Below are 23,165 nucleotides of genomic sequence, written 5' to 3' on the forward strand. Positions count from 1 at the left end.
CGGGCCCATGCAGCGACTGATCCTGATGCGCCACGCCGAGGCCGTGGGAAGCGCCCCGTCCGGGCTGGACCGCGACCGCGCCCTGTCGCCGCGCGGCCGGATCGAGGCGCAGAGCGTGGGCCGCGCCCTCGCCGCCCGGGGCCTGCAACCCGATCTGGCGCTGGTCTCGGCCGCCACCCGCACGCGCCAGACATGGGATCTGCTGCGGGAGAGCCTTGGAGAGATTGCGCTTCGGGCCGAGCACGCCCTCTACAACGCTCCCGCCGAAACCCTGCGTGTCCATGCGGAACGGGCCGGACAGGACGCGGACTGCGTCATCCTGATCGCCCACAACCCGGGCGTCCATCAGCTGGCCATGGACCTGCTGACAGAGGCGGACGCCCGTCCGGCCGGCGCGAGCCGCATGGCCGGCGGATTTCCGACCGCAGCCGTGGCCGTCTTCGCGATCGACGCCGAGGGACGGCCGTCGTTCGAGGACGGCTTTGATCCGTCGGACCTGTCCGAATGACCGACGCCATCGTGTGGAAGCTGGTCGACCGGGCCGAGTGGGACGCCGCCCGCAAAGTCGGCGCCTATGCGGGCTCCGCGGTGGACCTCGCTGACGGCTACATCCACCTGTCGACCACCGATCAGCTGGCCGAGACCGCACGGCGGCACTATCGCGGCCGGACCGGGCTGTTGCTCGTCGAGGTCGACCTGAGGGGGCTGGATCCGGTCTGGGAGGCCTCAAGAGGCGGGGCCCTGTTTCCCCACCTCTATCGCCCCCTGCCCTTCACCGCCGCCCGATCCGAGCAGGGCCTGTCGGTCGATGACGACGGGCTGATGCGGTTCGACGACGGAGCCACCGGATGGGGATGACGGACATCGGCGCGGCGATCCTGCGCGGGCTCGATCCGGAGGTCGCGCACCGGCTGGCCCTGCAGGCGCTGCGGGCCGCGCCCCTGCCCGCTCCGCGCCCGGACGATCCCGTTTTGCGCACCCGGCTGGCCGGTCTGGACCTGCCAAATCCGGTCGGTCTGGCCGCCGGTCTGGACAAGAATGGCGAGGCGCTGCACGGCCTTGCCCGGCTCGGCTTCGGCTTCATCGAGTGCGGCTCGGTCACGCCCCTGCCCCAGCCCGGCAATCCGAAGCCCCGCCTGTTCCGCCTGACCGAAGACCGGGCGGTGATCAATCGCATGGGCTTCAACAACGCCGGTCTTGAGGCCTTCGCCGCCCGGCTGGCCGACCGCCCGCGCAGCATCGTCGTCGGTGCTAACCTTGGCGCCAACAAGGATACAGAGGACAAGGCGGCGGATTATGTCGCCGGGCTGCGTCGGCTGAAAGGTCTGGCCGACTACGTCACCGTCAATGTCTCCTCGCCCAACACGCCCGGCCTGAGGGCGCTTCAGGGCCGCGCGGCGCTGGACGACCTGCTGGGCCGGCTGGCCGAGGCGCGGACGGGCGATCCGGCGCCGGTCTTCCTCAAGGTCGCCCCCGATCTGACGCCCGACGAGATCGCCATGATCGTCGAGGCCGCCATCGCGCACGGGATCGACGCCCTGATCGTCTCCAACACCACGCTGGACCGGCCCGAAACCCTGCGGTCAAAGGATCGCGGAGAGGCGGGCGGCCTGTCCGGCGCGCCGCTGAAGGCTCGCGCCCGCGCCGCCCTGACCTCGGCCGCCGAGGCCGCCTCGGGCCGCCTTCCCCTGATCGCCGTGGGCGGCATCGACAGCGGCGAGGAGGCCTATGCCCGCATCCGCGCCGGCGCGTCCGCCGTCCAGATCTACTCAGCGCTTGTCTTTGACGGGCCGGGACTGGTGGGCCGGATCAAGCGCGACCTTGCGGCGCGGCTGCGGGCCGACGGCTTTTCCTCCGTCTCCGACGCGGTCGGCTCCGCCCGTTGACCAAGCGTTAGGGCGAAACGGGGCATACTGGGCAGAGGCGAAAACGCCCGCTCGAGGACGTGCATGGCGAATCTCGCCGTTAAGACAGCCGAGGACGCGTCGGACCAATGGGCCGCCGCCATCCGTCAGCGCCGCAGCGCGCTGATGCAGCGATTGGCCATGGCCGTCGCCGCGGGACTGATTTTCAGCACCATCATCGGCTGGAGCTTCATCATCTGGTGGACACTGGCCTTCACCGCCATCCAGATGATCGACGCCCTGATCTTCCAGCCGCTCGCGACCGGCAAGGTCGACCGTCTGCCCGCCTGGCGCACGGTGCTTGGCAGCTTCGCCATCTTCGCCAACACCGCGATCTTCGGCAGCCTGAGCGTTCCCCTGTGGCTGACCGGCGGACAGGCCGGCGGCGTTTGCGCCGTACTGCTGCTGGCCGGGGGGGCCATCTATTCCGTAGTCAATTCTCCGGGGTCAGTGCGCGCGCTCGTTTGCACGATGAGCGCCCATTTCCTGTACCTCGGGCTGACCCCCTGGTTCCTGGCGAAGAACGGGGCGGGCGGAAACGCGATTTCCGCGGCCGCGATCGCGACCCTGATCTACGCCTTCTACTGCCTGAACACTTGGTCGCGTCTCAACGACGCCCGCCGCGCGGAAATCCACGCCCGCCTCGACGCCGAGCGCAAGCGGGCCGAGGCCGAGCGGATTATGGCCAGCCGCAGCGCCTTCCTCGCCACGGTCGGCCATGATCTGCGCACGCCGATCAGCGCCATCCTGAGCGGTGCCGGCCAGCTTGAGGCGGAAGCCCTCAACGACGCTGGCCGCGACCAGTCCCGGCTGATCACCGACGCCGGCATGATGATGAAGGCCCTGCTCGACGACCTGCTCGAGCACGCCAAGCTGGAAGCCGGCCACCTGACCATCGAGAAGAGCGACTTCAACCTGCGTGAGCTGTTGTCGCAGAGCGTCGCCCTGTGGTCCGGTCCGGCCCGCGCCAAGGGGCTGAAGCTGCGGGTCGAAGGCGCCGCGACCATTCCGGAGGGCGTGCGGGGCGACCCGATGCGCATCCGTCAGGTTCTGAACAACCTGATCTCGAACGCGATGAAGTTCACTAACGAGGGCGAGATCACCCTTCGGCTACGGTCATGGGCGGACGAACCGCACGGCCACGCCATCCTGATCGAGGTGGCTGACACCGGCGCAGGGATGACGCCGGACCAGCTGGTTCGCCTGTTCACCCCCTTCGACCAGACGGCGGACGGCGTCAGCGCGCGTCACGGCGGCACCGGACTGGGTCTGGCCATCAGCCGACAGCTGACCGAACTGATGGGCGGTCGCCTGACCGCGCGCAGCCGCCCGGGCGAAGGCGCCGTCTTCACCCTGGCCCTGCATCTTGAGCGCGGTGAAAGTCAGGCCGCGCCGATCCCGGCGCTGGATCAGGCCAGCCGCGACGCCGCCGCCCGCGCCCTCGGGGCTCCTGCCTCCGGCCCGGAGCGAACGCCCGTCGTCGAACCGACCGCGGTCGAAGTCGCCCCCGTCGAGACTGACGGTGACGTGGACGACGAGGACGAAGGCCGCCCGATGCGGGTGCTGGTGGTCGACGACCACGACATCAACCGCCGCGCCATCCAATTGATCCTCCAGCCGCTGGGCTGCGACATCGCTACGGCGGCCGACGGCATGGCGGCGCTGAAGATCTGCGAGAACGACGCCTTCGATCTGATCTTCATGGACGTGCGGATGCCCGAGCTGGACGGTCGCGAGACCACCCGCCGCATCCGCGCGGGCGCCGGCCCGAACGCCAATGTCCCGGTCATCGCCGTCACGGCCGATACCTCGCCCGAAGACATCGCTGCCTGCACCGCCGCCGGGATGACCTATTTCGTGCCCAAGCCGATCACCCCGCCGATGCTGCTGGGCGCGATCAACCACGTGATGAGCATGGCTCAGGACGCGGCATCGGAAGCGGCCTGACCGCGGACTTCGGCGATCAGGCGGTCGGCGAAGCCCGCGTCGCGCATCCCGCACTCCCACACGGTGACCACCCGCCAGCCGTCCGCTTCGAGCGCGGCCGAGGACCGGCCGTCCCGCGCGCGGTTCCTGCCGATCTTGGCCTTCCAGTATTCGCCGTTGGCCTTGGGCTCGCGTGAGCCCCGCGCGCAGTCATGCCCGTGCCAGAAGCACCCGTGCACGAAGACGACCGTTCGTCGTCCCTTCATCACCAGATCCGGCCGCCCCGGCAGGCCGGACCCGCCCAGCCGATAGCCGATTCCCGCCGCGCGCAGGATGCGGCGGACCTTCAGCTCCGGAGAGGTGTCGCGGCCCCGCACGCGCCGCATGACGGCGCTGCGTTGCTTGGGGGTGAAGACGTCTGTGGTCATGTCGCTCTTGGCGAGCGACGCCGCCTAGAGCTGCGTCAGCAGATGCTCGGCGGACGAGACCTTGAACTCGCCAGGCTGTTCGATGTTCAGCTGCTCGACCACGCCATCCTTGACGATCATCGAATAGCGCTGCGAGCGCTCGCCCATGCCGAAGCCCTTGGCGTCCATCGACAGGCCCAGCTGGCGGGTGAAGTCGCCATTGCCGTCGCCCAGCATGACGATGTCGTCCTTGCCGATGCCCTGGCTGTCGGCCCAGGCGCCCATGACGAAGGCGTCGTTGACCGACACGCAGGCGACGGTGTCCACGCCCTTGCCGGTCAGGTCGGCGCGATGGTCCTTGAAGCCCGGCAGGTGGCGGGCCGAACAGGTCGGGGTGAAGGCGCCTGGCACGGCGAACACGGCGACGGTCTTGCCCTTGAAGATTTCGTCGGTGGTGACGGGCTTGGGACCGTCGTCGGTGGCGCGGGTCAGGCTGGCCGAGGGAATGCGGTCGCCGATCTGAACGGTCATGGGAAGCTCCAGGGAGATGTCGGGACGAAACGTCGCGCTGAAATAGGGGTTGCCGACGTCTTCGCCAACAGGCCTCCGCTTGCGTCCGCACCCCAGGCTCCCAATGATAGAGGCATGGAAGACTTCCAATCCCTCGTCGGGCGGCTGCTGGTGGCCATGCCCGGCATCGGCGACCCCCGGTTCGAGCATGCGGTGATCCTGATCTGCGCCCACGGCCGCGATCATGCCATGGGTCTGCGACTGGACCGCCCGGCGCCGGGCGTCGACCTGAAGAAGGTGCTGTCCACGCTGAACACTGAAGCACCGGACGACAGCGCCGACCGCGCTGTGCTGGTGGGCGGACCGGTCGAGCGCGAGCGGGGCTTTGTGCTGCACACGGCCGACTGGACGGCCGAGGACGCCAGCCTCGCCTTCGGCGACGGTCTGGCCATGACGGGCACCCGCGAGGCGCTGGCGGCGATGGTAGATCCCGGAAAGGGTCCGTCCCGCTCGGTGCTGTTGCTCGGCTATGCCGGCTGGGGCGAGGGCCAGTTGGAGGATGAGCTGGGCGAGAATGTCTGGCTGACCGCCGACGCCGCGGACCGCGACCTGATCTTCGACGCCGAATACGAAACCAAATGGACCCGGGCGTTGGCCACGCTGGGCGTCGATCCTGCGCTGCTGTCGGGACAGGCGGGTCGGGCCTAGGCCGAGCGCGCCTTGATGGGTGCGGAACCGTCGGCCAGCGACTCGTTCAGATAGACCTCGGCGTCCTGCGCCGGCAGCGCGGGCGCATAGCCGAAGCCCTGACCGTAATGACACTGGGCGTCCAGAAGGAGGCGGGCGAGACCGGCGTTCTCCACGCCTTCGGCCACCACCTCCAGCGACAGGTCGCGGCCCAGATTGACCACCGACTTGACGATCTTGGCCGAGCCCTCGTCCTTGTCCATCGTCAGAACGAAGTAGCGGTCGATCTTCAGCGTATCGAACGGCAGGCGCGCCAGATAGCTGAGGGAGCTGAACCCGGTGCCGAAGTCGTCCAGCGCCAGCGAGGCGCCCGCGTTGCGCAGCGCCTTCAGCGTGTCCGCCGCCCGCGCTGTGTCGCGCATGATGTCGCCTTCGGTGACCTCCAGCTTCAGCGCGCCACGCGGCAGGTCGGCCTCGGCGATGATGCGGGTCACGTCCTCGACCAGATTGGGCCGCTCGATCTCGCCAACCGACAGATTGACGCTGCAGAACAGCTTGCCCGCCGCCGGATAGCGCCCCAGCCACTCCGACAGCTGACGCGCCGACTGGCGCATCATCAGCAGGCCGAGGTCGTTCATCAGGCCCATCTCGTCGGCCAGACCCAGGAACTCGTCCGGCGGGACCAGACCGCGCTTCGGGTGACGCCAGCGGGCCAGAGCCTCGAACCCGGCCACCGCGCCCGTGTTCAGGTTCACGATCGGCTGGAAGAAGGGCTCGATCTCGCCCCGGACGAAGGCGTTGCGCAGGTCGGCTTCCAGGGCCAGCCGCGACAGACTGTCGGACTCCAGCGCCCGGCCGTAGGCGGCCACACCGCCGCGCCCGGCCGACTTGGCCTGTTCGACGGCCAGCTCGACCCGCCGCAGCAGTTCGGCCGCGTCCGGCGCCTCCGGCCCGCCGGTCGCCTGCACGGCGCCGATCGAGACGGTCGGATAGATGTCGAAGCCGGCGATGCGCATCGGCTGTTCCAGCGCCTCGCGCAGTCGTTCCGCGGCCGAACCGGTCCCGCGCGGCACGATGACAGCGAACTCGTCCTCGCCGATCCGTGCGGCCGAGGCCTCGTGCACGAAGGCGGCGTTCAGGCGCGAGCCCAGCGCCGACAGCACCAGATCGGTCCGCTCATGCCCCAGCGCCTCGTTCAGCCGGCGCACCCGGTCCACGTCGGCCACGACCAGCTCGTATTCGCCCGGCTGGGTCAGGGTCTCGGCCGTTCGCGACAGGAAGGTCCGGCGGTCCAGCAGGCCCGTCAGGTGATCGCGATGAGAGGCGGTGAATTTCGTCTCAAGCGCCGCGACCCCGGCGGCGCGCAGGCCGTCCTCCAGCCAGACGCCGCGCCAGATGCAGGTCTCGGAATCCCGCATGCGGAGACGGAGCGCGATCTCGGTCCCCTCCTCCTGCGGCTTCAGGATACGTTCGGCCAGTGCCCGGTCCTGAGGGATAGCCATGGCGGTGAACGCCGCACCCGAACATTCGGGCGCAAGCGGGCCGAGGCCCAGCGCGCGCGTCGCCCCGGTGAACCGCATCAGGTCGTCGGAAGGGGTCCAGAACCACAGCGCGGCGTCGGCCGCGGCGAGCGCCTCGATGGCGGTCGTCGGGTCCCAGGCCAGACTTCTGGAGCGCGTGTTCAACCTGCGGTTTCCGTCCGGCGTCAGCCGCCGTGTCCGGAACCGTCATTCACCCGGCCGAACAGCAGATGATCTGCCCAAGCGCCGTTAATTTTCAAATAAGCCCGGGCTCTTCCTTCAAGCTCGAAACCCGCCTTTTCCAGCACGCGTCGCGATGCGTGGTTCTCGGGAACGCAGGCCGCCTCGACCCGGTGCAGGTTCAGCTCGTTGAAGGCATAATCCGCCATCGCCCGCACCGCGGCCGCGCCCAGACCGTGACCCGCATGCCGCTGGCCGATCCAGTAGCCCAGCGTGCCCGTGTCAGCGACGCCGCGACGGATGTTCGAGAGGGTGATCGCGCCCACCAGCGTCCGGTCCTTCGCCGCGAAGATGAAGAACGGCCAGGCGTTCCCCAGCTCCATCTCACGCTGATAGATCGACAGCCGCCGCTTGAACGCCGCCCGGGTCAGGTCGTCCTCGGGCCAGGTGGGCTCCCACGGCTGAAGGTAGGCGTAGGACTCCTGACGCAGCGCCGCCCATGCCTCGTGATCGCCCAGCCGTGGCGGGCGCAGGACCACCCCCTGTCCAGCCACCACCGGGCCGGTCGCCTCGCTGATCCAGTCCAGAAGGGCCATGACGACCTTCTAGACCCTTCCCGTGGCGCAAGGGAGGCGAAACACGCTCATTCCGCGCCGTCGACCCACGCCTGCATCAGCGTTCGCGCGATGGCGATCGGCGGCGGCGCCTTGATCGTCGGGTGGGTCCCTGCCAGCACCGACGTCAGCTCCGCCCGGGTCAGCCACGCCACGGCCTCCAGCTCGGTCTGGTCGGGCCGCGCGTCGTCGGAATCCACGTCCGCGAACAGGCCGATCATCAGTTGCGACGGAAACGGCCACGGCTGGCTGGAGTGATAACGCACCGCCGTCACGGTCAGCCCCGCCTCTTCCCGGATCTCGCGCGCACAGCCCTCCTCGATCGACTCGCCGGGCTCGAGAAAGCCCGCCAGCGCCGACATCCGCCCTTCGGGCCAGGCCGCCTGCCGGCCCAGCAGACAGCGCGGCTCGGTCCCGCCGCGATGAATGGCCAACATGATCGTCACGGGATCGAAGCGCGGAAAATGCTCGGTCCGACACGCGGGGCAGACGCGCTTCCAGCCGCCACAGATCGTTGTGCTCTCCTGCCCGCAGGAGGCGCAGAAACCGTGCCGGCGCCGCCACTCGAACAGCGAGCGCGCCGTGCCGGCCATGGCCGCGTCTCCGCCGGGCAGCACGCCGGCCGCCTCGCGCATGTCCATGAAGACGCCCAGCCCGGCCAGAACGCCGGCCGCGGGGTCGTTTCCGCCCTCGACCTCGACCGCGAAACAGGGCGCGTCCTTCCACAGCCCGAGGAACAGCTCCCGGTCGGGAACCACCGCCCGCGCATGGGCCATCGACAGCCAGCGCAGGCGCGGCCCGTCGGCATGGTCCTCCACCAACGGACGCCCGTCCCAGATCACCATGGCCACGGCCTCGGGGTCCGCCGCCCGCTCGGCCAGCCAGTCGGGATCGCTGCGCAGATCGCCCGCCCGGTCCAGCGGGTTGCCAGCGAAGGTGTTCACGGCGGTCAGGGTCATGACGCCTGTCTAGCAAGGCGCCGCTTGCATCCGCGACCCGAAATCGTCATATCCCCGCTTGGAGATCGCGGGCGAAGGCTTCGCCAACCTGGTCAGGGCCGGAAGGCAGCAGCCACAACGAATTCACCTTCGGGTCGCGGTCTCTACTTTCCTTTCTTTCTGGCGCTAACGCTCGCGACGCGGTCGATTGCTGCCTGAGCGCGGGCGCTAACGCTTGCGACGCGGTCCCTTACCGCCGAGCGCGAGCGAAGTGGTTCGTGACGTAGCGATGCGGTCACGATTTATCGGAACCGCGACGCGCCCTGTCCGCTCCCTAGACTCACCTGTCAGGAGCGAAGACATGAGCATTCTCGGGAATATTCTCGGCAAGATTTTCAAGAAGCGTGACGCCGCGCCCGCCCCGACCGCTCCCGCCCAGCCGGCGCCCACCGCGCCGACGGCCGCGGCCCCTGCACCGACGCCGGCCGCCGCCCAGCCCGTCGACGTCGACGGCATCCTCGACTTCATGAACGAGCAGCGCGACCAGAAGCTCAACTGGCGGACGTCGATCGTGGATCTGATGAAGTTGACGGGAATGGATTCCACCCTGGCCGAGCGCAAGGAGCTGGCGGGCGAGCTGGGATATACCGGCGACACCTCCGATACCGCGTCCATGAACATCTGGCTGCACAAGCAGGTGATCCAGCGAATTCGGGACAATGGCGGCCAGATCCGCGACATGACCGACTGATCCACCACTCATCCCCGCGAAAGCGGTGAGGTCCGGGCGCGAGGGGGTGGCAGGCGCGTCCCGTCGCGCTAAACCGATGTCATGAGCGACGTCGATCCGAGTCTCGATGGCCCCCCGTGGGACGAAGACGCCCCCGCCGCCGAAGCGGAGGAGCGGGATCCCAACACCGACGACATGTTCGGCGCGCCTCCTGTCGCGCCCGAACCTGACGCCGAGGTCGAACTGGCCGAGATCGCCGCGGGCGTGGAGAGCAAGCCCGTCGAACCCGCGCCGAAAACGTCTCCAGTAGCGGAGCCCGCTCCAGCCGACGCAGAGGGCGAGGCCTATACCGTCCTCGCCCGCAAATACCGGCCGCGCACGTTCGAAGACCTGATCGGGCAGGAGGCGATGGTCCGCACCCTGACCAACGCCTTCGCGACGGGCCGTATCGCCCACGCCTTCATGCTCACCGGCGTTCGCGGCGTCGGCAAGACGACCACGGCCCGCCTGCTTGCCCGCGCCCTGAACAACGAGACCGACGTCATCGACCGGCCCTCGCTGGACCTGACCGCCCACGGCCGGCACGACGCCGCCATCATGGCCGGCCAGCACATGGACGTGATGGAGATGGACGCGGCGTCGCACACCGGCGTCAACGACATCCGCGACATCCTCGAAAGCGTCCGCTACGCCCCGGTCGAGGCGCGCTACAAGGTCTACGTCCTCGACGAGGTCCACATGCTGTCGACGCAGGCATTCAACGCCCTGCTGAAGACGCTGGAAGAGCCGCCGCCCCACGCCAAATTCATCTTCGCCACCACCGAAATCCGCAAGGTGCCGGTGACCATCCTCAGCCGCTGCCAGCGCTTCGACCTGCGCCGCGTCGAGCCCGAGGTGCTGGTGGAGCATCTGGGCCGCGTCGCCGATCGCGAGGGCATGCGGGTCGAGGACGATGCGCTGGCCCTGATCGCCCGCGCCGCCGAAGGCTCCGTCCGCGATGGCCTCAGCCTGCTGGATCAGGCGCTGGTGCAGGCCGAGCGTGGGGAGACGGTCAAGACCGACACCGTCCGCGACATGCTGGGCCTCGCCGACCGGACCCAGACCATCGCCCTGTTCGAGGCCGTGATGGCCGGGCGCACGCCCGAGGCGCTGGAACTGTTCCGTACCCTCTACGGCTATGGCGCCGATCCGGTGCAGGTGACCAACGATCTGCTGGAGCACGCCCACGCCGCCCAGGTCGCCAAGATGCTGGGACCGAACGCTACCCGCTTGCCCGGCGATCAGGCCCAGAAGCTGGCGGCGCTCGGCGCCGTCCTGTCGGCGGGCACCCTGTCCCGCGTCTGGCAGATGCTGCTGAAGGCGCTGGACGAGGTCCGCCGCGCACCCAATCCGGCCGACGCCGTCGAGATGGCGCTGGTCCGTCTCGCCTACGCCGCCGACCTGCCCAGCCCCGAGGACGCCCTGAAAGCGCTGCGCGACGGCGAGCCGATGCCGGGCGGGCAATCTCCCCGGGGCGGCGGCTCCGGCGGTGGTGGCGGCGGCGCCTCGGCCCAGCTCGCGGCCCGTCCGGCCGCCGCGCCGGTCCTGCCCGATCCTCAATCCTTCGAGGCCGTCGTCGCCCTGATCGGCGAGAAGCGTGAGGTCGGCCTGCAGATGGACGTCCAGCGCTACGTCCGCCCCGTCGCCTTCAAGCCCGGCGCCATCACCTATGAGAGCGTTCAGGGCGCCCCGGTCGATCTGGCCCGCAAGCTGGCCTCGCGCCTGAAGGACTGGACCGGCCGCACCTGGCTGATCGCCGCCAATGGTCAGGGCGGCGGCGAAACCATGATCGAGGTCGACCGCCGCCGCCGCGCCGACGAACGCGCCGAGGTCGAGGCTGATCCGTTCGTGAAAGCGGTGCTTGACGCCTTCCCCGGCGCAAAGGTGGGGGACATCCGGACGATCGCCGCGCCTGTGGAGTTGCCGGTCATCCCCGATGAGGGGGATGAGGACCAAGACTGAGACGCTTCTCCCTCCCCTTCAGGGGAGGGTGTCGGCGCGCAGCGACGACGGGTGGGAGCGACTCAGCGAAGCAGCTCCTCGCTTTATCCAGCCGTCCCCACCCGGCCGCTGCGCGGCCACCCTCCCCGCCCCGGGGATGGAGAAACCTCAAAGAATCGCCGCCGCCTCTTCGAAGCTCAGCCTCGGCGAACGCGGGAACAGGTTCTCGTCGGTGCCGTAGCCGAGGTTGACGATAAAGTTCGGTTCGATGTTTCCGTCCGGGAAGAACTCGGCCTTCACGCCGGCCGGATCGAAGCCTGACATCGGGCCCACATCCAGCCCCAGCGCCCGCGCCGCGAGCAGGAAGTAGCCGCCCTGCAGCGAGCCGTTGCGGAAGGCGGATTCCTTTCGCCCGGCTTCGTCTGCGAACCAGTCCCGCGCGCCCGGCGCGTGGGGGAACAGGGTCGGGAGATGGTCGTGGAAGTCGATGTCGTGGCCGATGATGACGTTCACCGGCGCCTGCAGCGTCTTCTCGCGATTGCCCTCGGACATCAGCGGCGACAGACGCGCCTTGGCCTCCGGGGAGGTCAGAAACAGGAAGCGAGCGGGCGTGTTGTTGACCGCTGTCGGCCCGAATTTCGTCAGGTCATAGAGCTTGCGCAGCAGCGCTTCCGGCACGGGCCGGTCGCTCCAGGCGTTGCGCGTGCGGGCGGCGGTGAATAGCTGCGCCAGCGACGTCTCCGACAGCGGCTGGTCGCGGATGGTGGTGGAATCGAAGGCCATGATGGGCGCTCCCAATCAGAAACAGCAATAGTTGCTAATTAGGGACGCAGCTCCGGCTTGCAAGACTATCCGCTACAAAAACTGTTACTATTTTTCAGGCCTGTCGCCCGGCGGTATCAGCGCTTATCTAGAGGCCATGAAAGATCTCAACGAACTCATGCAGCAGGCGCAGCAGATGCAGCAGCGCCTGCAGGACGCCCAGGCGAAGATGGCCGAGACCTCGGCCGCCGGGACATCGGGCGGCGGCCTGGTGACCGTCGCGCTGAGGGGCGCGGGTGAAATCACCGCCGTCACCATTGATGACAGCCTGCTGGTCCCCGGCGAGGGCGAGATTCTCGCCGACCTGATCGTGGCCGCCCATGCGGACGCCAAGCGCCGGCTGGACGAGGCCAACTCGGTCCTGATGCGCGAGGCCGCTGGCCCCATGGCCGGGATGAACATCCCCGGCATGCCGAAGCTGTTCTGATTGGCCGCCTCCGCCGGACCCGAAATCGAGCGGCTCATCTCGCTGCTCGCCAAGCTGCCGGGCATGGGTCCGCGCTCGGCCCGGCGCGCAGCGTTGGCCCTGCTGAAGAAGCGGGAACAGCTGCTGGTCCCCCTAGCCGCCTCGCTTCAGGAGACGGCGGACAAGGTCGTCTCATGCTCGGTCTGCGGAACGCCGGACACCCGTGATCCCTGCTCGATCTGCTCGGACAGCGCCCGCGACAACGGGCTGATCTGCGTGGTCGAGGAAGCCGGCGCCCTGTGGGCGATGGAGCGGTCCGGCGCCTTCCGCGGCAAGTACCATGTGCTGGGCGGCCTTCTGTCGGCGCTGGACGGCGTCGGCCCTGACGCGCTCCGGGTCGCCGAGCTGGTCGGCCGCGTCCGGGGCGGAGAGACCCGTGAAGTCGTGCTGGCCCTGCCCGCCACGGTCGACGGCCAGACCACCGCACACTACCTGACCGACCGCCTGTCGGGATCGGGCGCGGAGATCACCTCGCTGGCGCGCGGCGTGCCGGTAGGCGGCGACCTCGACTGGCTCGACGACGGCACCATCATTCAGGCGCTCCGCGCCCGTCGCCCTGCCTGAAACCCGTACGTCCGTTTTTGACGTCGGCAGGGTGTAGGCAGGTCTTCGTGACGGACGAACGCCGGACGATCCGGACGCATCGGACGCTTCGGACGCTTCGGACGGTGTTTTCGCCGTCGGTCATGGCGGGGTCCGGCGACTCCGTCTAAGGAACGGAGCATGAACGCAGAGATCGTCCTTGCCCTTGCCGCCGGCCTCGTCGCCCTTCTCGCGCTCGGCTGGGCGCTGATGGAGCGCCGACGCGCGGGTGCCGCCGAGGCGCGCGCCTGGGACCTGCGCGAACGGCATGCCGAGGCCGAGGCCCGCATGCGCCTGTTCGAGGATCAGGCCGCGACCCAGTCCGAGCTGCTGCGCGCGCAGGCCGCGCAATCGGCCCATGACGTCGCCGACGCCCTGCTGAAGCGCACCGACGAGACCTTCCGCAATCGCGAACTGATGGCCCAGCAGCGCATGGACGCCCAGCTGAAGCCCGTCGCCGACACCCTCGCGAAGTTTCAGGAACAGGTCGCTGCGCTTGAGAAGGTCCGGGCCGAAGAGACCGGCGGGCTGAAAGAACAGCTTCAGCTGCTGATGACCGCCTCCAGCGCGACCCGGGATGAAGCGCGCAAGCTGACCGAAGCCCTGCGCGGCAACACCGGCCGCCGCGGTCGCTGGGGCGAACAGACCTGCCGCAATGTGCTGGAGGCCGCCGGCATGGCCGGGCGCTTCGACTTCGAAGAGCAGACCTCGACCGCAGACGACGCTGGCCGCCAGCAGCGTCCCGACTTCGTCATCCGCCTGCCCGGCGGAGGCATGTTCGTGATCGACGCCAAGGTGCCGCTGGCCTTCGCCGAAGACGCTGACGGCGACCACGACGCTCAGGCCCGGGCGCAGTCGCTGCGCACCGCAGCCAGCCTGAAGACCCACGTCCGCCAGCTGGCCTCAAAGGGCTATCAGGACCAGTTCAAGCCCAGCCCCGATTTCGTCGCCCTGTTCGTGCCAGGCGACGCCTTCCTGTCGGCCGCGCTGGATCACGAGCCGGACCTGATGACCCACGCCATGGCCTCGCGCGTCGTCATCGTCACCCCGACCACCCTGTTCGCCCTGTGCAAGGCCGTCGCCTACGGCTGGCGCGCCGAGGAGCAGGCCAAGAACGCCGAGGACGTCGCGAAGCTGGGCCGCGAGCTCTACAAGCGACTGTCCGTCATGGGCGGCCACGCCGCCTCGGTGGGCAAGGCGCTGGAAGCGGCCGTGGGCCGCTACAACCAGTTCGTTGGCTCGCTGGAAAGTCAGGTCATGGTCTCGGCTCGCCGCTTCGAGGATCTGCAGGTCGATCACGAAGGCAAGGAGTTGCCGGAGCTGGCCCCTGTCGAGAATGCACCGCGCGTCCTGTCGCGTCCGGAGCTGGTGTCGCCGCCCGCGACAGACAAGGTCGCTTGATATAACCGAGGCCCGGTGTAAAACACCCTTGTCTTTCGAACGAGAGTGTCCGACATGGCCCGAGGCCTGAAGCGCGTCTTTCTTGCAGGTCTGATCGGTCTGGCGGGAATGGTGCTCCTGCTCTTCGTAGCCGGCATCGCCGTCGGCTATTTGTCCGCCCATGGCGCGGTGGATCCGCGCATGGCCCTGAATGTCGTGATGGCCGTGTTCGCCGTTGTAATGATGGGCGGCGCGATGTGGCTGAGCGTCATGTGGATGCGCTCCATCGACGAGGCCGCGCGCGAAGCTCACAAATCCGCCTGGTTCTGGGGCGGCTCGGCGGGCATGACCGTGGGCGGCGTCGCCTGCATGCTGGCCGCGCTGGAGCCGGCGAAGACCGTCTCGATCCCCGTGTGGTTTGAGGGCCGCTCGGACCCCGTCGCCTATGCCGCCACCGGCGCCTTCGCCATGCTGACGCTCATGCTGATCGGCTACGCCGTGGCCTGGGTCTGGTGGTGGTGGTCGCGCCGCGGATGAACAATCACCTCAAGACCCTGCGCGGCGAGAAGGGCTGGAGCCAGGCGGATCTGGCCAACCAGCTCGGCGTCTCGCGCCAGACCGTGAACGCACTCGAGACGGGCCGCTACGACCCTTCGCTGCCGCTCGCCTTCAAGATAGCGCATGTCTTCGGCCAGCCGATCGAAACCATCTTCCACGAAGACTGAACCTCTCAAAGGCAAGGACCTCCCCATGACCCTCCTCCGTCGTCTGACATCGTCCATCTCCGGCGCGGCCCTTGGCGTCGCAGCCTCCGCCGTCCTGCTGGCCGGACCGACCTCGGCGCTGGCGCAGGCCGTCGCGCCCGCTCAGCCCGTCGCGCCCGCCGCCGTGCCGATGGCGCAGGGGAACGGCCCGGCCCTGTGGGTCATCAAGGACGCCGACTCGACCCTCTATCTGTTCGGCACGGTGCACGTGCTGCGCCCGACCACGGCCTGGGGCTCGGCCCGCGTCGACGCCGCCTTCGACAGCGCGTCCGAGGTGTATCTGGAGATCACCAACCCCGACGATCAGGCCGCCGTCGTTCCCCTGATCCAGCAGCATGGTCTCTCGCTCGACAAGCCCCTGTCCAGCCGCCTGACGCCCGAGGAGATGGCCGATCTGACCGCCGCCGCCGAAAGCATGGGCGCCAGCGCGGCCCAGTTCGAACCGCTCAAGCCGTGGCTGGTGGCCCTGACCCTGTCGGTCGCGCCGCTCGTCAAGGCCGGCTACGATCCCAAGTCCGGGGTCGAGCTGATCCTGCGCGCCCGCGCCGACGCGGCTGGCAAACCGGTCAAGGGACTGGAGACGATCGACGAACAGATCCGCATCCTCGCCGGCCTGTCCGACGAGACCCAGCTCGCCTTCCTGCGCACCACGCTGGAATCCTTCGAGAACGCCACCACCGAGCTGGACGGCATGGTCGCAGCCTGGGCGGATGGCGACGTGGTCAAGCTGAAGGAGCTCGGCATCGACGACATGCGCGAGGAGAGCGAGGAGGTCTATCAGGCCCTGCTCGTCCGCCGGAACACCAACTGGGCCGGCCAGATCCAGACCCTGCTGGCGGGCTCCGGGACCACCTTCATCGCCGTCGGCGCCGCCCACCTCGCCGGGGACGACAGCGTTCAGGCCATCCTCGAACAGCGCGGCGTCGAGGTCGAACGCGTCGAGTAGTTTCCCGCCGCCGCGGTGACAGGCCCGCTCGCAAGGGCGGGCCTTTTCTTTTGACCGGGCCCGGCTATGGTCCGCCCCGCCTGATCACGCGGCCGTAGTTCAGAGGTAGAACGTCAGCTTCCCAAGCTGAATGTCGCGGGTTCGATTCCCGCCGGCCGCTCCAGCGCTCCATGAATCTTTCGCGACGATCCCCGACAGGTTCTGGACCTCGCCCGATCGCTCCCCATCTCAGCTCCGGCGGCGGGATGAGGAGAACCGGAATGCTCCAGGAACTGACCCTCGACGACATGCTGGCCGACCCCATCGTCCAGCAGGTCATGGCCCGCGACGGCGTTCAGGAGGCCGACCTCCGGGCTCTCGTCGGCCGCCTTCCGGCTCGCGTCCGCCCGGCCGAGCCCCGCAGCTTCATCGATAACGATCCAGAGGCCTGAACGCAGAACGCCGGCCCGAAGGCCGGCGTCCGCATTCGGGTCCGGGGTCCGCGATCAGAACTTCGCGGTCAGGCTGGCCGAAACGCTGGTCCCCAGATCGTAGGCGTTGATCCGGATCTTGTTGCCCAGTTCCTGATACTCGTCGAAGTCCGTACCCAGCAGGTTACGGGCCTCGAGCGCCAGACCCAGTTCCTGCCCCCAGAGGTCGAAATCCTGGCGATAGACGAAGTCGAGGAAGACGCCCGGGTTCTGGATGTAGTCCGGCTCGCGGTTGCCCGCCTGACCGGCGCCGCGGGCGGTGATCCGCTCGCTGACGTAGTTGACGATAAAGGTCGCCTGCGAGCGATCCGTGTCGTCTTCCCAGCCCAGCTGAAGGTTGGCCACGTGCTCCGACTGGCCCTGCAGACGGCTGCCGTCCTCGATGAAGAAGTCGGCTGGCGAGGGCTGCCCGGCGCCGGACAGATCGAACACGACATCGCCTGACTTCACCGACACCTCGGAGTCAGACCAGGTGTAGTTGGCCTGCACCAGCCACCGCTTGTTGGCGATGAATGGCATGCCGGCGTCCGGGAACTCCCAGTATTTCTTCACCTCAACCTCGGCGCCCATGACGCGGGCTTCCGGGGCGTTGACGTAGGACTGCTGACGGTCGCCCGTCGAGGCGGCCACGATCACCGACTCCACCGGCTTGTCGAGGTTCTTGTAGAAGACGCCGGCCGTCACATACTGCTGGCGGGCGAAGAACCACTCGTAGCGCGCGTCGAGGTTGACGATCTCGGTGTCGACCAGGAACGGGTTGCCGATGAAGGTCCGGTTGCTCTCCGGGTCCGTGTAGGACTGCGGCGCCAGCTCGCGAAACTGGGGACGACCAATGGTCTTGGATGCGCCCAGACGGAGCTGCTGATCCTCGGCGAAGTTCCACGTCGCCGTGAACGACGGCAGCCAGTACTGCTCCTCGATCCGGGTGGCCGGATAAGGAGCCGCGCCGCCGAACAGGTCGCGGGACACGACTTCCTGCTCGCCGTCCTCGTAGCGGACGCCGACAGTGGTGCGGACCAGCGGGATGATCTCCGCGTCGACCATGGCGTAGGCGGCGTTGACCGCCAGCTTGGCGTCATAGGCGCTGGCGCCCGAGAAGCCCGGAATTTCGCGGATCTGCAGGGTGGTTGGATTGATGTTGAAGTCCGAGGTCAGGAAGTCGACGCGCGATTCCCGCTGCTCGTCCGTCAGGCCGTTGACCGCGGCGAACTGCAGGTCACGACGCACCGCGTCGCGGGTGTTCTCGAACGAGGCCACACCGGCGCTGAACTTCGCCTCGCGCAAATCCGATAGCGGCAGGGTGTAGCTGACGTCCGCACCGCCCGAGACGATGTCGTCGTCCAGCTCGGAGAAGGAGATCAGGTTGCCCTGGATGTTGTGGATGAAGTCGCCGGCTGCGTTCACACCATACTGGAAGCGCGTCTCATAGGGCGCGTCCCGCGAGGTCTTGGCGTAGGCGGCGCGCCAGTCGACTTCCAGGGCCCCGTTCATGAAGTCGTGCTCGCCGGCCAGCTGGGTCGTGAACAGCTGGCGCACGAACCACTCGGTATAGTCGTTCCGGATGGTCGAACCGCCGGCGTCGAAGTCCGGACCGGCTTCCGATCGGGCTTCCTTGGTGGTGTTGCGGACATAGAAATTCGTCCACTTCACCTCATTGTTCTCGTTCGCCCACGAGAGAGCCGTCAGCAGGTTCAGGCGAATGTCGTTCTGGTTGGAGGTCGTGGCGTAGCTGGTGACCGGCACCAGCACATCGCCCTGAAACTGGCCCTGCTCCTGGAAGCCATTCCGCTGACGCCAGCTGTTGTCGTAACCGGCCACGAACAGCACGCCGATCGTGCCGATATCCGAATCCGAAGACAGGCCGCCCGAGGTCTCGAAGCCGAAATCGACCGGATTCTCATGGCGCTGCAGCAGGCGCAGCGGGGCGTTGACCAACGACTGACCGATGCGTTGCAGCTCTGTGGCCGAGAAGTTGGCGGTGTTGATCTGCTTGTTGCCGTCGAACGCGGCGGCGAGCGGTCCGGGGATCTTGCGGGTGTCGTTGTCGAAGCCCGTCCAGTCGGTGTCCGACCCGTAGTAGATCAGGCCTTCCTTGCCGGTGGACTCGCTGTTCGCGCCGATCGAGGCGCCGAAGTTGAAGAAGGGTTCGCTCGGCGCGCTGACCGTCTGCAGGTCGATCACGCCGCCGCCGAACTCGCCGGGGAAGTTGGCGGAATAGGACTTCTGGACAGTCACGCCTTCCAGAATGTTCGCCGGGAACAGGTCCAGCGGCACTACGCGCTGCAGGGGCTCGGGGCTGGGCAGGGGCGAGCCGTTCAGAAGCGCGGAGGAGTAGCGCTCACCCAGACCGCGAACGTAGACGAAGCGGCCCTCGACGATCGACAGGCCGGTGACGCGGGCCAGGGCGGCGCCGGCGTTACTGTCGCCCGTGCGTTCCAGGTCCTCTTCGGTCAGGAAGGCGGCGACCTCGGAGCTCTCGCGGTTTGGCTGGGGGATGTAGCGGCCCAGAACGACGATCTCGTCAACCTCGGTCGGCTCGTCGGACTGAGGCGCGGCCTGCTCGGCCGGGGTCTGCTGCACCGGGTCTTGCGGCGTGGGCGTCTGGGCGAACGCCAGACCGGGCGCGATCAGCGCGCTGGTGGCGAGAAGGACCCCGCTCAGGGTCAGGGTGACGGTCTTCATGATCGGCGCCTTGGTGTGGGTTTCGGAGGAATGCGAAGGCCGGCGGCGGCCCCGAAAGGAGCCGCCGCCTTGCATCCGTCGTCAGCAGGTCAGGCCGTCGGTCAGGCCGCAGGTCCAGCCGCGCCACCAGGTGTCCGTCGCATTCTGGACGGCGCCGATGTAGCTGGTGGCCACGAAGAAGCTGTACACCGCCGGAGCGTTGGTCGGCGTCACCGCCGTCTCGTTCGCACCGTTGATGAAGGTCAGCGTCTGGTTGGTCAGGGTCGTGCCCGCCGCCGGAGCGGTCAGGGTCGACGTTCCCGCCGCCGTGTTGCCCGTGCCGCCAGTGAAGACGGCGCCCGACCGGGCCGCGTTGGCCGCACGGTAGGAGATGCCGCAGGACATGAAGACCGAGGTGAAGGTCGGGGCGACCGTCTGGGTGTCGGCGTCGGCGATGTCGAGGCAGCCTGCGGCCGAACCCGAGACGTTGGTGAAGACGGAGTTGATGATGGTCGCGTCGGAGCCCGTGTCGAGGTGAGCCACAGTGTGGGCGTCGATGGGCGAGTTGCGGCCGACAAGCGTCCAGTTGGCGATCTTGGGCTGCGAGACATAGCGCGTGGCCAGCGGCGTCGAGGTCGGAGCGGCCGAGAACTCGAAGCCTGCCGAGCGGCTGGTCGAGTTCGGCGCACGCTGGGTCACGATGCCGAACTGGGCGCCGCCGCGCCAGCCGGTGTCGGTGTCCAGACCGTCGTCGTCAGCGCCGTTGATGACGATGTGGCTCAGATTGACGTTGCCGCCGAAGATCTCGATGCCGTCGTCGGAGCTGTTGTAGATCTGGATGTGGTCGATGGTCGTGCCGTTGCCGACGCCGGCGAGGGTCAGACCCTGCAGTTCGTTGCCGACCGAGACCTCGAAGCCCGAGTATTTGATCTGCACGTAACGCAGACGGCCCGAGCTGTCGGTGACGGTGTTGCCGCCGTAGAACACGGGCAGGCCGCCCTCGACGGTGCCGGTGCAGGTCACCGGCGCGGTCAGGTTGCAGTTCGCCTGCGGCGCGCGGCCGGCGACGATGATGCCGCCCCACTGGCCTTGCGAGGTCAGGGTCGTCTGACCTTCAACGTTCTGGCGGCTGGTGAAGATGATCGGGTTGGTCGCGGTGCCTTCGGCGAAGATCTGCGAGCCGCGGTTGATGACCAGGGCGTCGCCGCCGTTGGACGCGAAGATGCGCACGCCCGGATCGATGGTCAGGGTGCCCTGGGCGCCGGTGACGGAACCCGGATCGATGCCGCGGTCGATGCCGACCTGGGTGGCGCCGGAGATGGCGTAGATGGTGCCGGCGCGGACGGCGAGGGTCAGGTTGCCGGTGATCTGGCTGGGCAGCTGACAGGCGCGCAGCGTGCCGTTGGCGACCAGACCGGCGTTGATCAGGCCGGTGGGACAGTCAGCCGCCGGCGTGCCGGGGGGCGGCGTGGTCGGGCCGCCGCCTCCACCGCCGCCGCCATTGCCGAAATCGCCTTCGCCGGGCGAGGCCACTTCGGCGCCGCCGCACGAGGCGAGGGCCAGGGCGCTGGCGCCGATGGCGAGCAGGGTCGTCAGTCTGTAACCGGTCATCGTTTTCACCGTGTCTGGTCCGCTTTGGATGTCACGGCAGGTTCGTCAGAGGCCCCATGCTCCCGACCGACGACCTGAATCGCCCCCGCCTGCCCACCGAGGTGGTTAGAGGCGGCTTATGACGACGAGGACGCTGAACCGTGACGGTTCGCGCGCCGTTTGGTGAAGTTGTTTGTGCGGTTTTTTGAAAGACCGTCCCGATGCCCCGCAAGCGTCACATTTCCGATATGCGACGGCGGGCGGACCTTAATCCGCCCGGTAGACGACCTTCCCGTCGACCACGGTCAGGGTCGCGTGCCCTTCAGGGATGGCGGCGAAGGGGGCCGTCATCAGGTCGACGCTGAACGCCGTCAGGTCGGCCCGCTTGCCCACCTCGATGGTGCCGAGCTCCGTCTCGCGGAACGAGGCGTAGGCCGGCCAGAGGGTGAACATCTTCAGCGCTGTCGCGCGGTCGACCGCCTCATTCGGGCGCCAGTCCGGCCCCTGGAAGCCTTCCAGATCGCGGCGCGCGACGGCGGCGTAGAACTCGATCAGCGGCGATCCGCGTTCGACAGGAGCGTCCGAACCGCCGACGACGATCACGCCGCGATCGACGAGGCTGTGCCACGCGTAGGCGCCGTCCAGCCGGGCGTCGCCGAGACGGGCCGGAGCGAAATGAAGGTCGCCGATGGCATGGCTCGGCTGCATCGAGGCGATGATCGGCAGGTTCTCGAAATAGCCGTAGTCGGACGGACGCAGGATCTGGGCGTGCTCGATCCGCCAGCGTACGTCATTGCCGTTGGATCGCGCGGAGGCCGGGACGTTCTCAAGCGCGGAGGCGTACCACTGGGCAACCGAGGCGTTGCCGCGGTCGCCGATGGCGTGGGTCGCGACCTGGATGCCGCCCTTCAACGCCGCCTCGTACAGGGGCACGATCTCTTCGCCCGTGATCTGCATCAGGCCGCTGGTGTCGGGCCGGTCGGCGTAGGGCGCGAACAGGGCGGCGCCGCGCGAGCCCAGCGCGCCGTCGGCGTAGTATTTGATCGCGCGGGTGATGATGCGGCCGTCGGCCACGCTGCGGGGGCCGCCGGCGATCAACGCGGCGGCGCCGTCGGGCGTGACGCTGTTGTAGATGCGCAGCGGGGCCTCGCCCGCCTCGGCCATCTGCTCAAGCAGCGGAATGTCCTTCCACGGCGCGCTCATGAAGTGGACGCCGGTCCAACCGTACTGCGCCTCGACACGGAATCCGGCGCGATAGGCCTCGCGCAGGGCGGCGGGATCGGCCTGCGGCATCAGGCGGGCGACCAGCTGTTCGGCGGCGTCGACCAGCAGGCCGGTGAGCTTGCCGTCAGAACCCTTGAGGATCTCGCCCCCGGATGGCGCGGCGGTGTCGGCGGTGACGCCGGCTGCAGCGAGAGCGGCGGAGGACGCGACCACCGCATGGCCGTCGGCGCGACCAAGCAGAACGACCCGGCCCGGCGCCGCGGCGTCCAGGTCGGCGGCGGTCAGGAACCGCGCCTCGGGCCAACGGGTCTCGATCCAGCCCCGGCCAACGATGGGGCCTTCCGGATGCGCCTCAGCCCACGCGGACAGTCGGGCCATGGCGTCTGCAATGGAGGTAGAGCCTTCGAGGTTTAACGTCAGCTCCCGCCAGCCGATGCCGTCGAGGTGGGCGTGGCCGTCGGTGAAGCCGGGGAACAGCGCTGCGCCCTTCAGATCGATGGTTTCGATGTACTCGAACAGGGGCATTCCGCGCATCGCACCGACATAGAGGATGCGGCTGTCCTGAATGACCACCACCTCCGCGGTCGGATTAGCCTCGACCCCGGTATAGATCGGCCCGCCGGTGATCAGCAGCTCCTGCGCCTGCGCGGTCGCGGTCGTACCGGCGAGGATCAGGCCAAGGGCGAGAGAGCGGATCATGGGAACTCCGGAGATTTTCCGCAGGGGTGAAGGCGACGCACGTCGGGGTCAAGGGCGGACGGACCGGACGCCGAAAACGCCGTCCGATGCGTCCGATGCGTCCGGACCGTCCGGGAACGGTCTGACGAGGTGTTCGGGTCTAGCATGGAGGTGCGTCAGGAACGG

General features: G+C 68.5%; 23 protein-coding genes, 1 tRNA gene and 1 other RNA gene. 16 read left to right on the forward strand and 9 right to left on the reverse strand.

From position 1 onward, the window contains the following. Positions 1 to 7 precede the first annotated feature (7 nt). From ACIQC9_RS10310 to ACIQC9_RS10325, 4 genes are all read left to right on the forward strand, one after another. Positions 8 to 508 carry a SixA phosphatase family protein gene (locus ACIQC9_RS10310; protein ID WP_400615224.1) on the forward strand — a complete coding sequence of 167 codons (501 nt, stop codon included), beginning with the start codon at positions 8 to 10 and terminating at the stop codon, positions 506 to 508. Beyond that, a complete protein-coding gene (locus ACIQC9_RS10315) occupies positions 505 to 858 on the forward strand; it encodes a DUF952 domain-containing protein (protein ID WP_400615225.1) in 354 nt (117 codons plus the stop codon). The genes ACIQC9_RS10310 and ACIQC9_RS10315 overlap by 4 nt, the downstream gene beginning before the upstream one ends. Continuing rightward, positions 849 to 1,886 (forward strand): quinone-dependent dihydroorotate dehydrogenase, encoded by a 1,038-nt coding sequence (locus ACIQC9_RS10320; RefSeq protein WP_400615227.1) that lies wholly within the window; start codon positions 849 to 851, stop codon positions 1,884 to 1,886. The genes ACIQC9_RS10315 and ACIQC9_RS10320 overlap by 10 nt, the downstream gene beginning before the upstream one ends. Before the next feature lie 63 nt (positions 1,887 to 1,949). Then, positions 1,950 to 3,851 carry an ATP-binding protein gene (locus tag ACIQC9_RS10325; protein ID WP_400615229.1) on the forward strand — a complete coding sequence of 634 codons (1,902 nt, stop codon included), beginning with the start codon at positions 1,950 to 1,952 and terminating at the stop codon, positions 3,849 to 3,851. Here ACIQC9_RS10325 and ACIQC9_RS10330 read toward each other — a convergent pair. Both ACIQC9_RS10330 and ACIQC9_RS10335 read right to left on the reverse strand, forming a co-directional pair. Beyond that, positions 3,824 to 4,258 carry a very short patch repair endonuclease gene (locus ACIQC9_RS10330; protein ID WP_400615231.1) on the reverse strand — a complete coding sequence of 145 codons (435 nt, stop codon included), beginning with the start codon at positions 4,256 to 4,258 and terminating at the stop codon, positions 3,824 to 3,826. The two genes, ACIQC9_RS10325 and ACIQC9_RS10330, sit on opposite strands and share 28 nt — an antisense overlap. Positions 4,259 to 4,282: 24 nt before the next feature. Further along, on the reverse strand, positions 4,283 to 4,768 hold the full coding sequence (locus ACIQC9_RS10335; RefSeq protein WP_400615232.1) for a peroxiredoxin: 486 nt from the start codon (positions 4,766 to 4,768) through the stop codon (positions 4,283 to 4,285). A gap of 114 nt (positions 4,769 to 4,882) precedes the next feature. Between ACIQC9_RS10335 and ACIQC9_RS10340 the strand changes: the two genes are divergently transcribed. Further along, positions 4,883 to 5,455 carry a YqgE/AlgH family protein gene (locus ACIQC9_RS10340; RefSeq protein WP_400615235.1) on the forward strand — a complete coding sequence of 191 codons (573 nt, stop codon included), beginning with the start codon at positions 4,883 to 4,885 and terminating at the stop codon, positions 5,453 to 5,455. On the opposite strand, the gene ACIQC9_RS10345 is transcribed toward ACIQC9_RS10340, so the two are convergent. Genes ACIQC9_RS10345 through nudC form a run of 3 tightly spaced genes read right to left on the reverse strand, consistent with a single transcriptional unit; the run spans position 5,452 to position 8,707 of the window. Further along, positions 5,452 to 7,119, reverse strand: coding sequence for a putative bifunctional diguanylate cyclase/phosphodiesterase (locus ACIQC9_RS10345; protein WP_400615236.1), 1,668 nt, complete (start codon positions 7,117 to 7,119; stop codon positions 5,452 to 5,454). The two genes, ACIQC9_RS10340 and ACIQC9_RS10345, sit on opposite strands and share 4 nt — an antisense overlap. A 20-nt stretch (positions 7,120 to 7,139) precedes the next feature. Continuing rightward, positions 7,140 to 7,730, reverse strand: a complete 591-nt coding sequence (locus ACIQC9_RS10350) for a GNAT family N-acetyltransferase (protein WP_400615237.1) — start codon at positions 7,728 to 7,730, stop codon at positions 7,140 to 7,142. Positions 7,731 to 7,777: 47 nt separating this feature from the next. Next, the gene (nudC, locus tag ACIQC9_RS10355; RefSeq protein WP_400615239.1) at positions 7,778 to 8,707 is read right to left on the reverse strand and encodes an NAD(+) diphosphatase; all 930 of its coding nucleotides are present in this window, start codon (positions 8,705 to 8,707) and stop codon (positions 7,778 to 7,780) included. Between the two features lie 56 nt (positions 8,708 to 8,763). Here nudC and ffs point away from each other — a divergent pair. The 3 genes from ffs to ACIQC9_RS10370 all read left to right on the forward strand — a co-directional run bounded on the left by ffs (position 8,764) and on the right by ACIQC9_RS10370 (position 11,417). Further along, an RNA gene (ffs, locus tag ACIQC9_RS10360) (signal recognition particle sRNA small type) lies at positions 8,764 to 8,859 on the forward strand. A 188-nt stretch (positions 8,860 to 9,047) separates the two neighbouring features. Beyond that, the gene (locus tag ACIQC9_RS10365; RefSeq protein ID WP_400615240.1) at positions 9,048 to 9,437 is read left to right on the forward strand and encodes a DUF3597 domain-containing protein; all 390 of its coding nucleotides are present in this window, start codon (positions 9,048 to 9,050) and stop codon (positions 9,435 to 9,437) included. 81 nt (positions 9,438 to 9,518) lie between these two features. Then, positions 9,519 to 11,417 (forward strand): DNA polymerase III subunit gamma/tau, encoded by a 1,899-nt coding sequence (locus ACIQC9_RS10370; RefSeq protein WP_400615242.1) that lies wholly within the window; start codon positions 9,519 to 9,521, stop codon positions 11,415 to 11,417. Positions 11,418 to 11,564: 147 nt separating this feature from the next. On the opposite strand, the gene ACIQC9_RS10375 is transcribed toward ACIQC9_RS10370, so the two are convergent. Then, a complete protein-coding gene (locus ACIQC9_RS10375; protein WP_400615245.1) occupies positions 11,565 to 12,179 on the reverse strand; it encodes a malonic semialdehyde reductase in 615 nt (204 codons plus the stop codon). Positions 12,180 to 12,315: 136 nt separating this feature from the next. On the opposite strand from ACIQC9_RS10375, the gene ACIQC9_RS10380 reads away from it, so the two are divergent. From ACIQC9_RS10380 to ACIQC9_RS10415, 8 genes are all read left to right on the forward strand, one after another. Further along, complete coding sequence (locus tag ACIQC9_RS10380; protein ID WP_400615246.1) at positions 12,316 to 12,645, forward strand: YbaB/EbfC family nucleoid-associated protein; 330 nt, start codon at positions 12,316 to 12,318, stop codon at positions 12,643 to 12,645. Next, the gene (gene recR, locus ACIQC9_RS10385; RefSeq protein WP_400615248.1) at positions 12,646 to 13,248 is read left to right on the forward strand and encodes a recombination mediator RecR; all 603 of its coding nucleotides are present in this window, start codon (positions 12,646 to 12,648) and stop codon (positions 13,246 to 13,248) included. Positions 13,249 to 13,407: 159 nt separating this feature from the next. Then, complete coding sequence (locus ACIQC9_RS10390) at positions 13,408 to 14,667, forward strand: DNA recombination protein RmuC (RefSeq protein WP_400615251.1); 1,260 nt, start codon at positions 13,408 to 13,410, stop codon at positions 14,665 to 14,667. A gap of 54 nt (positions 14,668 to 14,721) precedes the next feature. Further along, positions 14,722 to 15,183, forward strand: coding sequence for a hypothetical protein (locus ACIQC9_RS10395; RefSeq protein ID WP_400615253.1), 462 nt, complete (start codon positions 14,722 to 14,724; stop codon positions 15,181 to 15,183). Further along, entirely contained in the window at positions 15,180 to 15,371 is a 192-nt protein-coding gene (locus ACIQC9_RS10400; protein ID WP_400615255.1) for a helix-turn-helix transcriptional regulator, read from the forward strand. Before ACIQC9_RS10395 ends, ACIQC9_RS10400 begins: the two co-directional genes overlap by 4 nt. A gap of 25 nt (positions 15,372 to 15,396) precedes the next feature. Further along, positions 15,397 to 16,356, forward strand: a complete 960-nt coding sequence (locus tag ACIQC9_RS10405; RefSeq protein WP_400615256.1) for a TraB/GumN family protein — start codon at positions 15,397 to 15,399, stop codon at positions 16,354 to 16,356. A gap of 88 nt (positions 16,357 to 16,444) precedes the next feature. Further along, positions 16,445 to 16,519: transfer RNA gene (locus ACIQC9_RS10410), tRNA-Gly, on the forward strand. Positions 16,520 to 16,616: 97 nt separating this feature from the next. Next, complete coding sequence (locus ACIQC9_RS10415; RefSeq protein WP_400615258.1) at positions 16,617 to 16,787, forward strand: hypothetical protein; 171 nt, start codon at positions 16,617 to 16,619, stop codon at positions 16,785 to 16,787. Positions 16,788 to 16,841: 54 nt separating this feature from the next. On the opposite strand, the gene ACIQC9_RS10420 is transcribed toward ACIQC9_RS10415, so the two are convergent. From ACIQC9_RS10420 to ACIQC9_RS10430, 3 genes are all read right to left on the reverse strand, one after another. After that, positions 16,842 to 19,508 carry a TonB-dependent receptor domain-containing protein gene (locus ACIQC9_RS10420; RefSeq protein ID WP_400615261.1) on the reverse strand — a complete coding sequence of 889 codons (2,667 nt, stop codon included), beginning with the start codon at positions 19,506 to 19,508 and terminating at the stop codon, positions 16,842 to 16,844. An 81-nt stretch (positions 19,509 to 19,589) separates the two neighbouring features. Further along, positions 19,590 to 21,098 (reverse strand): hypothetical protein, encoded by a 1,509-nt coding sequence (locus ACIQC9_RS10425; RefSeq protein ID WP_400615263.1) that lies wholly within the window; start codon positions 21,096 to 21,098, stop codon positions 19,590 to 19,592. A 246-nt stretch (positions 21,099 to 21,344) separates the two neighbouring features. After that, the gene (locus ACIQC9_RS10430; RefSeq protein WP_400615265.1) at positions 21,345 to 23,000 is read right to left on the reverse strand and encodes an amidohydrolase; all 1,656 of its coding nucleotides are present in this window, start codon (positions 22,998 to 23,000) and stop codon (positions 21,345 to 21,347) included. Positions 23,001 to 23,165 lie beyond the last annotated feature (165 nt).

The organism is Brevundimonas sp. NPDC092305, from assembly GCF_044755415.1.
Lineage (GTDB): Bacteria > Pseudomonadota > Alphaproteobacteria > Caulobacterales > Caulobacteraceae > Brevundimonas.

Bases quoted from the DNA above. Each gene is read 5' to 3' on its own strand.
- ACIQC9_RS10400 (WP_400615255.1), top strand. From the start codon at position 15,180: ATGAACAATCACCTCAAGACCCTGCGCGGCGAGAAGGGCTGGAGCCAG.
- ACIQC9_RS10365 (WP_400615240.1), top strand. From the start codon at position 9,048: ATGAGCATTCTCGGGAATATTCTCGGCAAGATTTTCAAGAAGCGTGAC.
- ACIQC9_RS10310 (WP_400615224.1), top strand. From the start codon at position 8: ATGCAGCGACTGATCCTGATGCGCCACGCCGAGGCCGTGGGAAGCGCC.
- ACIQC9_RS10350 (WP_400615237.1), bottom strand. From the start codon at position 7,730: ATGGCCCTTCTGGACTGGATCAGCGAGGCGACCGGCCCGGTGGTGGCT.
- ACIQC9_RS10420 (WP_400615261.1), bottom strand. From the start codon at position 19,508: ATGAAGACCGTCACCCTGACCCTGAGCGGGGTCCTTCTCGCCACCAGC.
- ACIQC9_RS10325 (WP_400615229.1), top strand. From the start codon at position 1,950: ATGGCGAATCTCGCCGTTAAGACAGCCGAGGACGCGTCGGACCAATGG.
- ACIQC9_RS10330 (WP_400615231.1), bottom strand. From the start codon at position 4,258: ATGACCACAGACGTCTTCACCCCCAAGCAACGCAGCGCCGTCATGCGG.
- nudC (WP_400615239.1), bottom strand. From the start codon at position 8,707: ATGACCCTGACCGCCGTGAACACCTTCGCTGGCAACCCGCTGGACCGG.
- ACIQC9_RS10320 (WP_400615227.1), top strand. From the start codon at position 849: ATGGGGATGACGGACATCGGCGCGGCGATCCTGCGCGGGCTCGATCCG.
- ACIQC9_RS10395 (WP_400615253.1), top strand. From the start codon at position 14,722: ATGGCCCGAGGCCTGAAGCGCGTCTTTCTTGCAGGTCTGATCGGTCTG.
- ACIQC9_RS10430 (WP_400615265.1), bottom strand. From the start codon at position 23,000: ATGATCCGCTCTCTCGCCCTTGGCCTGATCCTCGCCGGTACGACCGCG.
- ACIQC9_RS10415 (WP_400615258.1), top strand. From the start codon at position 16,617: ATGCTCCAGGAACTGACCCTCGACGACATGCTGGCCGACCCCATCGTC.
- ACIQC9_RS10315 (WP_400615225.1), top strand. From the start codon at position 505: ATGACCGACGCCATCGTGTGGAAGCTGGTCGACCGGGCCGAGTGGGAC.
- ACIQC9_RS10370 (WP_400615242.1), top strand. From the start codon at position 9,519: ATGAGCGACGTCGATCCGAGTCTCGATGGCCCCCCGTGGGACGAAGAC.
- ACIQC9_RS10375 (WP_400615245.1), bottom strand. From the start codon at position 12,179: ATGGCCTTCGATTCCACCACCATCCGCGACCAGCCGCTGTCGGAGACG.
- ACIQC9_RS10425 (WP_400615263.1), bottom strand. From the start codon at position 21,098: ATGACCGGTTACAGACTGACGACCCTGCTCGCCATCGGCGCCAGCGCC.
- ACIQC9_RS10405 (WP_400615256.1), top strand. From the start codon at position 15,397: ATGACCCTCCTCCGTCGTCTGACATCGTCCATCTCCGGCGCGGCCCTT.
- ACIQC9_RS10380 (WP_400615246.1), top strand. From the start codon at position 12,316: ATGAAAGATCTCAACGAACTCATGCAGCAGGCGCAGCAGATGCAGCAG.
- ACIQC9_RS10390 (WP_400615251.1), top strand. From the start codon at position 13,408: ATGAACGCAGAGATCGTCCTTGCCCTTGCCGCCGGCCTCGTCGCCCTT.
- ACIQC9_RS10335 (WP_400615232.1), bottom strand. From the start codon at position 4,768: ATGACCGTTCAGATCGGCGACCGCATTCCCTCGGCCAGCCTGACCCGC.
- ACIQC9_RS10340 (WP_400615235.1), top strand. From the start codon at position 4,883: ATGGAAGACTTCCAATCCCTCGTCGGGCGGCTGCTGGTGGCCATGCCC.